Origin of the sequence: Psychroserpens sp. Hel_I_66, from assembly GCF_000799465.1 — a bacterium.
Lineage (GTDB): Bacteria > Bacteroidota > Bacteroidia > Flavobacteriales > Flavobacteriaceae > Psychroserpens.
This window is the reverse complement of record NZ_JUGU01000001.1, coordinates 3257540-3270485: the sequence shown is the minus strand read 5'-3', so window position 1 is coordinate 3270485 and position 12946 is coordinate 3257540. Positions and strand designations below refer to the sequence as shown.

At 33.4% G+C, this 12946-nt stretch carries 9 protein-coding genes; 6 read left to right on the top strand and 3 right to left on the bottom strand.

Going from position 1 to position 12946, the window contains the following annotated elements:
• The first annotated feature begins 2 nt into the window (after positions 1–2).
• Positions 3–515 carry a hypothetical protein gene (locus GQ40_RS17265; RefSeq protein WP_052184278.1) on the top strand — a complete coding sequence of 171 codons (513 nt, stop codon included), beginning with the start codon at positions 3–5 and terminating at the stop codon, positions 513–515.
• Positions 516–628: 113 nt separating this feature from the next.
• On the top strand, positions 629–1411 hold the full coding sequence (locus GQ40_RS14455; RefSeq protein WP_047549922.1) for an amidohydrolase: 783 nt from the start codon (positions 629–631) through the stop codon (positions 1409–1411).
• Here GQ40_RS14455 and GQ40_RS14450 read toward each other — a convergent pair.
• Together GQ40_RS14450 and GQ40_RS14445 are read right to left on the bottom strand one after the other, a co-directional pair.
• Entirely contained in the window at positions 1395–3002 is a 1608-nt protein-coding gene (locus GQ40_RS14450) for an Ig-like domain-containing protein (protein ID WP_047549919.1), read from the bottom strand. The two genes, GQ40_RS14455 and GQ40_RS14450, sit on opposite strands and share 17 nt — an antisense overlap.
• Before the next feature lie 64 nt (positions 3003–3066).
• Complete coding sequence (locus GQ40_RS14445; protein ID WP_316931475.1) at positions 3067–3687, bottom strand: ComF family protein; 621 nt, start codon at positions 3685–3687, stop codon at positions 3067–3069.
• Positions 3688–3816: 129 nt separating this feature from the next.
• Here GQ40_RS14445 and GQ40_RS14440 point away from each other — a divergent pair, with 129 nt between their 5' ends.
• From GQ40_RS14440 to GQ40_RS14430, 3 genes are all read left to right on the top strand, one after another.
• Positions 3817–4701 carry a hypothetical protein gene (locus tag GQ40_RS14440; protein WP_047549913.1) on the top strand — a complete coding sequence of 295 codons (885 nt, stop codon included), beginning with the start codon at positions 3817–3819 and terminating at the stop codon, positions 4699–4701.
• Positions 4702–4764: 63 nt separating this feature from the next.
• Positions 4765–6303 (top strand): glycine--tRNA ligase, encoded by a 1539-nt coding sequence (locus GQ40_RS14435; RefSeq protein WP_047549910.1) that lies wholly within the window; start codon positions 4765–4767, stop codon positions 6301–6303.
• A gap of 609 nt (positions 6304–6912) precedes the next feature.
• Positions 6913–8637, top strand: coding sequence for an FG-GAP-like repeat-containing protein (locus tag GQ40_RS14430; protein ID WP_156115596.1), 1725 nt, complete (start codon positions 6913–6915; stop codon positions 8635–8637).
• On the opposite strand, the gene GQ40_RS14425 is transcribed toward GQ40_RS14430, so the two are convergent.
• The gene (locus tag GQ40_RS14425; RefSeq protein WP_047549904.1) at positions 8634–12050 is read right to left on the bottom strand and encodes a hypothetical protein; all 3417 of its coding nucleotides are present in this window, start codon (positions 12048–12050) and stop codon (positions 8634–8636) included. The genes GQ40_RS14430 and GQ40_RS14425 overlap by 4 nt on opposite strands.
• A gap of 110 nt (positions 12051–12160) precedes the next feature.
• On the opposite strand from GQ40_RS14425, the gene GQ40_RS14420 reads away from it, so the two are divergent.
• A complete protein-coding gene (locus GQ40_RS14420) occupies positions 12161–12919 on the top strand; it encodes an exodeoxyribonuclease III (RefSeq protein ID WP_047549902.1) in 759 nt (252 codons plus the stop codon).
• Positions 12920–12946: the final 27 nt, after the last annotated feature.

Genomic DNA, 12946 nt, shown 5'->3' with positions numbered 1-12946 from the left:
AAATGAAAAAACTCATCACGCTGGTTATACTTTTAGCATGTTGTATTACCATTAATGCTCAAGAGGTAGAAAAAGACGGAAAGACTTACGAAGTCAAAAAAGATAAAATCTTTGTGGATGGCAAGGATGTGACAGCAACTTTAAGCATGGAAGAATCTGCATCAATTTTAGAATCTGCAAGAATCATCAACGAAAAAATGGCAGAAAAAGTAAAGGCAGAAAAAGAGGCGAAAAAGAAAGAGAAAGAAGCTGAAAAACTAGAAAAAGAAAAGGAAAAAGCAGAAAAAGCCCAGAAAAAAGCTGAAAAAGAAGCAAAAAGAGCAGAAAAGGAATTAAAGAAAAAACTGCGAGCGCAAGATAAATTTGAAAAAGCAAATAAAGAACTTTCAGATGCTCAAAAAAAATACGAAAAATTAAAGCGTAAAGGAAAACTCTCACCTAACGAGGAAGAAAAGTGGCTAGAGAAAATAAAAGACCTCAAAGAAGATGTAGAAAAGACTAAAGGAAAACTTTAGGTTGAATACATTATTGAAACCTCCACATTAGTTATATCGAAATATGACTAATGTGGATTTTTTTTACTCCCGCCAGACCCTTTTATTTGCGGTATAATTCGTATTTTTAAATTATGAACAATCAACTCAAAGTCGCTTTAATACAATCAAACCTTGTTTGGGAAAATCCAGAGCAAAACAGAATTAATTTCACTAATAAAATTAGTGCAATTTTAGAATCTGTAGATCTTATTATTCTTCCAGAAATGTTTAATTCTGGGTTTACAATGAATGCAGATAAAGTTTTTGAAACCATGACTGGCAGTACTGTATCATGGTTGCAAAAAATGGCAAGACTTAAAAATGCTGCAATTACTGGCAGTATGGTTGTACAGGAAAACAATGCGTTCTTTAATAGATTGTTGTTTGTCTTTCCTGATGGCAAAATTGAACACTACGATAAAAAACACACGTTTACACTGGCAGGCGAGCACAAAGTCTATCGAGCTGGAACTAAAAAATTAATTATAAATTTTAAAGGTTGGACGATTTGCCCACTTGTTTGCTATGATTTGCGTTTTCCTGTTTGGGCAAGAAACACAAACGATTACGATCTTTTGCTTTATGTTGCCAATTGGCCAAAAATTAGGGTCGATGCTTGGGATACTTTGCTTAAAGCTCGGGCTATAGAAAATATGAGCTACTGTATTGGTGTTAACAGAGTAGGCTTAGATGGAAATGGTTACGAATATTCGGGAAATTCTGGAGCTTACGATGTTTTAGGCAATCGCATAGATGTGATTGAAAAAGATAAAGAAGCCACAGAAATAATAACGCTCAATAAAGAACATATAAGCCAGTACAGAGAAAAACTTGGCTTTTTAAATGATAGAGATCAATTTAATCTAGAAGCGTAAATTCTTCTACAGGATCCCAGTTGGCTCTGGCTTCAATAATTTCTGTTTTGTAACTAATGCGCTCTGGTTGTATTTGTTTTAAATAATTTCCAGAGTCCCATTTTTGATTTCCGTTGGCATCAAAAATGACCCTTAAATAATAACTTCCGGGTGTAAGGTTTCTAAAGTCGAATAATCGATCTTCTGTAGCAAATTTTTCATATTTGACTTCTCCCTTTTCGGTTACCAATTGTACTATGGCTGGATAGGTCATGTTTCGAAGTGTTATTCTGATGTTGGAATAATCGGAATATAATTTTGTTTTAGCGCTGTAGTTGAGTGTATCGTTAACATTTCCGAAGAAATCCTCTAAAGCGCCAGGAAGCATTTTTACTTTATATTGCTGGGATTCTTGCTTGTCAAATTTGAGGCTATACATATTGGCTAGACTATCATAAGCGACATTGAAATTGACATCCAAGGAATCCTTATCTATAATACTAATTTGTTTTTCATCTATTTTTTCAAAAGGGATAGTTCCGGTAATTTGTAAATCCTCACTAAAAGCCAATGTGCTGGAGGACACCATTTTTACTACTAGAGTGTCTTTATCTATAGTTCTAAACCTATGCTTAAGCGTGTCTAAAAACGTTTTATTTGTTACTAAAAATGTTGTTGAGTCTGCTTCTATCTTGGGTTTGTACCAATAATAAAGCGTATCTGCATTGGGATCTTTGGTGATTCTACTGCTAAATCCTTCTGGTTTATTTTCTAATAATTCTATTCTCATAGAGTTATAATCTCCTTCGTAACCAAATGCTATTTTTTGTCCAGCTACCTGGCGTGGTCTCTTGGCATCAAATTCTAGTTCTTCCTTAAATAATTTTATGTTGTAAGTCTCATTTGAAGGTACGGTAATAAAATCTTCGTAAAACCCTATTTTATCTTTGTCCTGCTGAAATGTGAAGTTTCCATTTTCGTCCTTTAAAGCCACAAGTTTATAGGTTCCCGCTCTAATATTATCAATACTGAAAGTGGTCAAACTATCTAAAGTATTGGTAATATATTTTGGTTTTTGTTTATAAACTATGGAGTCTGTATACGTGGAGTCTTTTTCAAACAACATGACAGATACGAAGGTGTCTGTCGCTCTATTTTCAGCATCTAAAATTTGACCTTTTACCGATAATGAATCGATATAATCACCTGTAGAAAACACATATCTGTAATAATCGTAAGGATTCTCTTCATTATTATCTACAATACTTTGACCAAAGTTAAAAGCATAGGTTGTATTGTCATCTAACGTATCATTTATTTTTATTGTGATGTATTTACTTGCTGTACCCAAAGGTGTAACCGTAGGTTCTGGATCCATTGGAGGGGAAATAATAAGTTGTTTTCTAAGATTTTTGATCTTTACATACTCATCAAAATAAATTCTAATTTCATCACCCTTAAAGTTTGTTGTCATATTCTCTGGAGACGATCTTATGATCAAAGGAGCAACGTCATCTTTAGGACCTCCATCTGGCGTGCCTCTATTGGCACAACTTATCACTAAAGAAATCATGACTAACAGTACTAAGCTTTGTAAAACTTTTTTGCGCATATGAGCTTGAAATTTCAACAAATTAACAATAAACCTATGTATCATCAAAACAATTAACTTCGTTTTAATCTGTAATTGACATTGTAGCCAAACTCAAGGTAATCCCTTTTATTTCTAGCAACCTATTAGCACAATCTTCTATAGTTGCACCAGTTGTAATAATATCATCAACGATTAAGATGTGTTTGTTTTCTAAAGTATTTCCGTTTACGATTTTAAAGTTAGTATTATCATTAAAATTTCGCTTTAAACGGTCTTTAAAAACCTGGGTTTTTGTATTGGTTGTTTTTATTAATACTGAAGAGTTAAACTCTGCACCCAAAGCTTTGGCAATCGCAATACCAAAATTATCCACCTGGTTATAACCTCTAGATTTAAGTTTCTGTTTGTGAAGCGGTACGGGAATTACGACATCTATATTTGAGTATCCATTAATATGTTTTAATTCTTCACCCAACCATTCTCCTAAAAAAAGGCCAATTTCTTCATGACCCCTATACTTTAAATTATGCATGAGTTGTTGCACAATACCTTTTTTTGAGAAATGAAGCAGTGCTGTAGCTTGCTCTAATTTTATTCTTCCATAAAGCATTTTATGGACTGCATTATCTTTTTCTTGATGAAAATTAGTTAAGGGTAACTGATGCCTACAATCTGTACAGATATGTAATTCGTTATCAGACAAAATGTTACTGCATGCCCGACAAATTTGCGGAAAAAATAAGTTTAACAAGTTTTTTACCATTTCAACGATTAAAATAAGGATTTGCTTGCATATTCTTTAGTTTCGCAAGATTAATTAACAAAATTAATAATGATAGTTAACCCTCAATTATTTAACTACAGATTAATTATTGGTTCTTTAATAATTGCGGTCGCAGTTTTAACTATTTATAGTTTTACAAGTTATCAATCCATTGCAGCGCATCAGCAATTTTTAGAACAAGAAAAGAAACTAGTTGAAAGTGAATTGTCCCAAATGATCTCACGCTATGATGACGTTTCCATTTCAAATGATCTGATTACTTCCCAACTGGAAGACGCTAAACGAGCGACCAAATTAACTCTAGATTCTCTTAGAGTAGTACGCAGCGACCTTTCAATTCTTGCAAAATTCAAACAACAACTATATAATCTTAGGCTTAAAAATAAGACTTTATTTAAAACCGTAGATTCTTTAGATCAAGTAAATAAAGATTTAGAACGAGAAAAACTATTAGCTTTCAATGAATTAAGAAAGCAACAACGAGAAAACTCTAGTCTAGTAAAAAAGAATAAAAACTTAAACGAAAGCTTAGAAAAAGGTGCATTATTGACTGCAAACTCTTTTGAAGCTAAAGGTTATGAAAAATTCTTAGGATCAAAAAGATTCAGTACTAAAGCAAAGCGCATTCATAATATTGAGGTTTGTTTTATTCTTGCTGAAAATTCTTTAACAGAGGCTGGCGAAAAAGAAATCTACGTTCAAATTGTAAATCCAAGAAACAATGTTGTCGCAGATAAAGGATCTGTAAATTTTGGTAATTCAACCTTAATCTATAGTGCCAAAGAAACTGTGAATTATAATAATGAAGTTGTAGAAGTTTGTATTGACGTAGATGCAGATATTAACGAACAACCCTTAGAAAAAGGATCATATTATATTTCTATTTTTCACGCCGACCGAAAACTAGGAAGCACTCAAGTAAATTTAAATTAAGTATCACTATATAAATTTCTAAAAACCGCTCATTTAATTGAAGCGGTTTTTTATTTTTGCAATATGGCAAACGAAGATCAATTTAAAAAAGTAATCTCTCACGCTAAGGAGTATGGTTACGTATTTCAAAGCAGCGAAATCTATGATGGATTAAGCGCAGTTTACGATTATGCTCAAAATGGAGCAGAACTCAAAAAAAACATTCGCGACTATTGGTGGAAAGCCATGGTGCAAATGAACGAAAACATCGTAGGTATTGATGCTGCAATATTTATGCACCCAACAACTTGGAAAGCTTCTGGACACGTTGATGCTTTTAACGACCCCTTAATTGACAATAAAGATTCTAAAAAAAGATACCGTGCAGATGTGCTAGTCGAAGACTATTGCGCTAAAATTGAGAATAAAATTGATAAAGAAATATCTAAAGCCGAAAAACGTTTTGGAGACGCTTTCAACAAAGAAGAATTCATAACTACAAATGGACGTGTTGTTGGTTATCAAGAAAAAATTGATACCATCCTAAAACGCTTAGGGCAATCTCTAGAAAAAGAAGACCTTGTAGACGTAAAAGCGCTTATAGAAGAATTGGAAATTGCAGATCCTATGACAGGCTCTCGCAATTGGACAGATGTTAAGCAATTTAATCTCATGTTTGGTACTAAACTAGGTGCCAGCGCAGAAAGTGCAATGGATCTATATTTACGTCCAGAAACTGCTCAGGGGATTTTCGTGAATTTTTTGAACGTTCAAAAAACAGGACGTATGAAGATTCCCTTCGGAATTGCACAAACCGGAAAAGCCTTTAGAAATGAAATTGTCGCAAGACAGTTCATCTTTAGAATGCGCGAGTTTGAACAAATGGAAATGCAGTTTTTCATCAAACCAGGCACACAAAAAGAATGGTTTGACCACTGGAAAGAAACCCGTATGAAATGGCATCTGTCTTTAGGTTTAGGTCAAGATAATTACCGTTTTCATGATCACGAAAAATTAGCACATTACGCAGATGCTGCAACCGACATAGAGTTTAAATTCCCTTTCGGGTTTAAAGAACTAGAAGGCATCCACTCACGTACAGATTTCGATCTAAAACAACACGAAGAATTCTCTGGTAAAAAACTTCAGTACTTTGACCATGAAGATAATGCGAGCTACACACCCTACGTACTCGAAACCTCTATTGGTTTAGACCGTATGTTTTTAGCAGTGTTCTCAAACGCACTCGAAGATGAAACACTTGAGGATGGCAGTGTAAGAACTGTTTTAAAATTACCAGCAGTTTTGGCGCCTGTAAAGGCAGCAGTTTTACCATTGGTTAAAAAAGATGGTCTCCCAGAAATAGCGAGACAAATCATAGAAGATTTGAAATGGGACTTTAGTGTGGATTACGACGAAAAAGATGCAGTAGGAAGACGCTACAGAAGACAAGATGCTAACGGTACACCTTTTTGTATCACAGTAGATCACGACACTTTAGAGGATAACACCGTAACTATTCGTCATCGCGATACTATGGAGCAGCAACGTGTTAAAATTGAAGATTTAAAGGACATCATTAAAAAAGAAGTAGATGTAAAGCATTGGTTACAAAAAATGTAAAATAATGTTTTCTTCGGAAATTCAAAAACTCCCAAACCGTTAAGATTTGGGAGTTTTTTTATTAAATATTTCAATTAAAGTCTGTAACCTAAATTAAATCCAAACTGAAAGTCACTTTCAGCATAATTAATTAGATTTCTTCCAATATCAGAATTAAGTCAAAATCAAATCCGCCTTTTATTACGTAATTTTCCTCAAAGACCAAACCCTGTCACTAAATCAAACACTGTTTTTTCTTCAGTTACAATGGTTAGATCAAATTCATTTTCAGAAAAAAAAGAATTTCGAACATCATAAGAACTAAACACACAAAAACCTTCTACAAAAAATCCCGCTGCATATTTTTTTCCGAAGTTATTAGGATAATAAATTATTAATGGGGAATACTATTAAATTTTATTTCAATTTTATGATACAAAAATGGGGATAAGGTTGCATATATTAATTTATCATATGAATATCGCTTTATAAAAGCGATATAATTACATATTTAACTATTAAACTAATTTATATCAAACAAAACCTTCAAATTAACATAAATAATTTATGTTTTAACATAATTTTAGTATTTTGGCTTTTCAACTTTTAAATATTAAAAAATTTGAAATTATGATAAAGAAATACCCCTTTTTATTTCTAATTAATCTAATAACTTACTTTTCATTCTGCCAAATTAACTACCAAAATAATGCCACTAGTTTAGGTCTTAACTATACCGTGGGGACACCTTATTTAGGGAGTGGAGCTTCTTTTGTTGATTTTGATAATGATGGATGGGATGATTTAACTTTTGCTTCTGGTGACGGTCAACCCGTTAAGTTTTTTAGAAACAATAATGGTGTTTTTGAAGATATAGATTTCAATATTATAAACTTAAACTATCAAACTAAACAGGTTAATTGGGTAGATTTTGATAATGATGGAGATAAAGATTTATTCATTACTAGCAATACCAATGGAAATAGACTTTTTGAAAATACAGGTGATTTCACATTAATAGATATTACTTCAACTTCAGGCTTTCCTTTAACAAATATCTTTACCAATGGCGCATCATGGGGAGATTATGACAATGATGGGTTTTTAGATGTTTTTCTGTGTAGTAAAGATGCAACTACCGCCACTACAACTCCAAATTTTCTTTATAAAAATAATGGAGATGGCACATTTACAAATGTTTCTGTAATTGCTGGCATTGACGCAGATAAACACCAGACATTCTGTTCTGTCTTTTTGGATATAAATAATGACGGTTGGCTAGATATTTATACCTCAAATGACAAAGGATATAATTTAAATCAGTTATACAAAAATAATGGAGATGGTACGTTCTCAGAAATTGGTGCATCATCTGGTACTGATTTAGGTATTAATGCCATGACCACAACCGTTGGAGATTACAATAATGATGGCTTTATAGATATTTATGTCACAAATGGAGGCAATACAGTACTATTAGTAAATAATGGTAATGAAACATTTTCCGATTATGCTCAAATCACTGGATGCGAACATGGTGGTTTTACCTGGGGAGCAGTTTTTCTTGACGCAGATAATGATACTGACTTGGACTTATACGTGAGTAGCTCATTATATAATATTCCATCTATAAATACATCTGTAATGTTTGAAAGAATTGATGAAGACTCGTTTCAAATACCTTCTAATGCTGGATTTCTAAATGATCAAAAACAAAGTTATTGTAATGCAATAGGTGACTTTAACAATGATGGCCTATCAGATATAATCGTTACAAATGCCAACAATCAAAATGTAGATTTATGGCAAAATTTAAACGATGCCAATAATAATTGGCTAAAAATAAAACTGGAAGGCACTCAAAGCAACAGAGATGGTGTAGGTTCTAAAATTGAATTATCTGCAGATAATTACATCCAATATAAGCAAACCCATAATGGAGAGGGCTACATGTCCCAAAATTCAACTTCTATTTTATTTGGACTGAATACTGCAACTATCATAGATTATCTCAAAATAGATTGGCCAAGTGGCACTCAAGATATTTTTTATAATTTGGATATCAATCAAACTTTAAATATTGTAGAGGGCTCCAGCACGTTATCTGTTGATGAGTTTAATTATCATACTTTGAATATATTTCCAAATCCTGTTAAAAATTTGCTATTTGTTGAAACCAACAAACAAATCCTTGGTTATAGCATTCTCAACATATTGTCACAAACTATTTATCATACAGAAAACGCATCCTCAAATAATGGTATAGACTTCTCAAAATTTAAATCTGGAGTGTACTTTTTAACAATTACATTTAAGGACCAATCCCAAATTATAAAAAAGATAATTAAAGATTAAAAATAAGCCTTCAACTGCACTGTGCCTGTATGAATGGTTTTGCTAGTTTCGGTTTTCCTTCCGAAGTAATTCAAATTTAAATCCAAAAATTTAGTCAGTTTTTTTTGGACTAAAAGATTCCATGTAAAATTATTTCCTGGCTGTAGTCCTTCTAGGATTTGGTACGAAACAGGAGTATTCGCATTACCTGTAAATTCATTTTTAAAATAGTTAACCTCTCCTGTGAGTGCAATTTTATTTGCATTATTATAGGTAAATGACAATCCGTAATTATTTTGTAGCAATTGCTCCATATTACCAATAACATTGTCTTTTGAGGTATATTGATAAAACACATCAAAACGTGCATTCTCATTAAAAATATAAGATAATTTAGGCTGAAATCTTACTTCTTCTAGCTCGTAATTTCTAGTTGAAAAATTTTCACTCAAATTCTCATTCGTCTCAAAACTAGATTGCAAATTAATAAGCCAATTGGTGAAAAATTTATGGTTGAATTGCAGTTGATGACTCTGTAATTTATTCTCTTGAAAGCCAATTGAAAGCGTATTTCTATTGGTATTGGCCAAGTAAGTATAAGAGGTCGTAAAAAACTGTTTGCCTCTATTATAAAACAGGACATTACGAATGCTTTTGTTTAAGGCTAATTGATTTTCTTCGGAAGTTGAAAACGGATTCAAATCAAACTCCTCACCTTCCCTTCTATTTTTTCTATCTACTAAAAAGGAAGTTTGATTATAAAAATGTGACCAGAATTTTTTGCTCTTTTCTTCGGAAACTGCCCATTGCTGTGGGTTTATAGTCAACGATTGACTAAACCTATTTTGGTGCGTCTTCACAAAAACCTGATTGGGAAGTAACACTCTAATATATTCCCCTTGATCTGCAAATTGGGCAATTTCAAACTCGTTGAGTTCTTGAATTCCGTTTTCGTTATAATCAATCCAAGTATAAGCACCTTGACCTGGTTCTACCTCAACGTATGTAAAATCTTGTTGTGGTAACGTCCCAGAATTAGTTTCAAATACAGTACTAATCAATACCAAATTATCCCATAATTTTTGATTGAAGTTCAATCTTGAGTTTAATGAGTTTTCATTGTCTAAGTCCTCGTCCTCATTTTTTAAAACCCTATAATTTACGAACAGACCCAAATTGGTATTTGTATTTTGAATGATTTTGGATTTCACATAATAAGTGTTGGATGTATTGACGCGTTTTACTTCGTTTTCATTCATTTTTAAACTATCGTTGACCCGATACTTGTAGCCAACCTCAACAAAAACACCTGTGCTATCTCCATAACCCGTAAATACTTCGTAAGAATTAAAACGCTGACTTAAATTGGTCAGTAAATCGGTCTCACGATCTCGTTGCTCATTATCTTCTAAAGCAATTTTTGTCCCAACCCATTGTTTATCAAAATTGTAGATAACACGATTAAACGAACGCAAAAATGTAGATGTAGAATTACTACTGCTATTACTCAAAAAACTGGAATTTGAAAAAACATTCAACTTATTGAGCTGAAGACTAGCAAAAATATTGTGTCGATTCCCATTAAAATTCTCAGAGTAATTAAGATGCTCAAATTTATAGTTTGCGATCCCTTTTTTTGCATGAACCAATTCTACTCCTGTAGTCAATAAATTTTGATTACCAAGTGGGTTTTCTAAATTCCAATCACGATTAAACTCTGCTCTATACAAACGTTGTATGGTTTTAAAATCCCTGTTTATGATATCTGCATCTGCGTAGGCATTTAAATTCCAAAGACTATCTGTTTTAATGATTTGTTGATTAAATTTCAATTTAGCTGCAAATCCATTATTATCATTATCGTCTAAATTTGAAAAGAGGTTTTGATCATTTTTACTTCCTGCCAATTCAAAAAATACATCTGTTTTTTCGGTTGGTTTGTAAAGTCCGTTAACTACAGCGACCTGTAATTTTTCTGGAGCAATTAATCGTACAATAGGATCATAATTTCCCTGCGGAATGCCAGCTATTGGAGCAACATATTCATAAATATTCTCGACCGCATTGCTGTTTACTAAAATATAATCTCCTTGATTGGCGCCTACCAGTGTAAAACGTACGCTAAAAAGTTCATCGTCAGGATTGTTTGAGAACACAAATATTTCGGTTGCTCCAATAAATTCCTTTCGGTACAAAATTCGGTTATCATCAAAAGCTTGTGGCACATCTGAAGGTGCGACCATCTGTGACATATCGTCTCCTGCATTTGATAGTATCTCTACTTGTTCCGAAGATAAATTTTGTTGTAAAGGTTGGTTTTTAGCATCTGCTTCGGAATAGACAGAAACACCGAGTTTCAATTTTTCAGATTCATAGGTTCCGCCTCCATAAATTGTAAAACGAGAAAAATTTCGTTCACTAAACTGGTAATCTACGGTGATTCTCATTTCCGAAGTAATAGGAAACGTAGAGTTAAAAATGATCTCTCCTGCGTTGTAATCTATGATATAATCTTTGTTTTCGCCACGCTCAATTGGGATTCCGTTCACATAAACGGTTTCACTGCCAGAGACAATAAGCACGAACAACTCGTTATTGGGTCCAGTTAATTTGTATGGTCCCTGGTTACCTTCTTGAGCGGTGAATTGGCTTGTGGTAAATTGTCCACGAACCAAGGCTCCAGATGCAAAAATGTTGGTCTTTGAATCCTCATCACCAAAATTTGCAGCGACTTGCAAACCTTGAACACGCTTTGTAAAATTGGCAAAATAACTGTTGGTATTGGTCAAATCTATGTCACCTGCCCTAATATTCCAACGGTCACTAAAAAGTTCAATAAATACTTGATCAAACTCATCTAAACGTTGAGAATAACCACTTTCCTGCAATGGGATATTGGCATCTTGAATGGAGGCACGAAGTGTGACTTTATCACTCAATTTACCTGAAATCTGTAAATCCAATTCACTGTTTAAAACCGAGTTTTGATTGTTCCCCAAAGTTACTCCTCGTGAAATACTACCTGAAGTGTTGAGCCCATCAAAAGGTTGGTAATTACGCTGTATATTAGATTGGTTAAGCTTGTACAATCGCTGGAGATTATCTGTATTTTCTACAATAATATTTTCATCGAGTTGCGCGTATTTTCGGGTTAAAAAATCTGGATAGCGTAAATAGGATATTTCTACGGAATCTACTTCTACAGGTTTTTTGAAAGTCAATAAAGCTTTGGCAAAGTCCACATTATAGTACGACGTGTCAATAAGGGTTTGATTTGTTTTCCGAAGAAAAAACCAGCTGGAGTTGATGCTTACCGTATCAATTTTTACTGAGTCTCTAACCACTACTTTTTTTGTTCTATAATTAGAAGCTGTCTCCTGCGCAAAAGCACAAAAGGACAGCATAAAACAAATGAGTGTGATTGTAAATTTCATTCAGTATATAAACTTCTAAAGACGAAAAATATTTTATGGTTAAAATGACCTAAAATAATGGTGTAAAAGTACAGTATTATTTATTTTAGCTGAAACCTTAACGTATTACCATGAAAATTATCTCATACAATGTCAACGGTGTTCGAGCTGCTATGAACAAAGGCTTGATCGATTGGCTAAAATTCACCAATGCAGATGTCGTTTGCCTTCAAGAAATCAAGGCCATGAAAGAGCAAGTAGATATTGAAGTTATCGAAAATGCTGGCTACAAATACAATTACTGGTTTAGTGCACAAAAAAAAGGGTATAGCGGTGTCGCTATTTTGAGTAAAACAGAACCAAAACATGTAGAATATGGCACCGGAATAGAATCCATGGATTTTGAAGGTCGCAACATTAGAGCAGATTTTGATGGTATTTCTGTGATGAGCATGTACTTGCCCAGTGGAACAAACGATGCGCGTTTATCCCATAAGTTTGAATATATGAACATGATTCACCAGTATTTAAACGAGCTTCGTGTTGAGCATCCTAATTTAGTTATACTTGGTGATTATAATATTTGTCACGAAGAAATTGATATCCACAACCCAAAAATGAAAGGTGTAAGTGGTTTTTTACCAGAAGAACGCGAATGGCTGGGAGAATTTATTGATAGCGGATTTATAGATTCATACAGGCATTTACATCCTGAAAAACAAGAATTCTCATGGTGGAGTTACAGAGCAAACGCCAGAGCCAATAACAAAGGCTGGCGATTAGATTATGGGATGGTAAGTGAACCATTACAAGATAATATCAAACGAAGCGTTATATTAACAGATGCTGTACACAGTGATCATTGCCCGATTTTGTTGGAGATAGAATAAACTGTACATCTGAGCAAAATTTAAAAT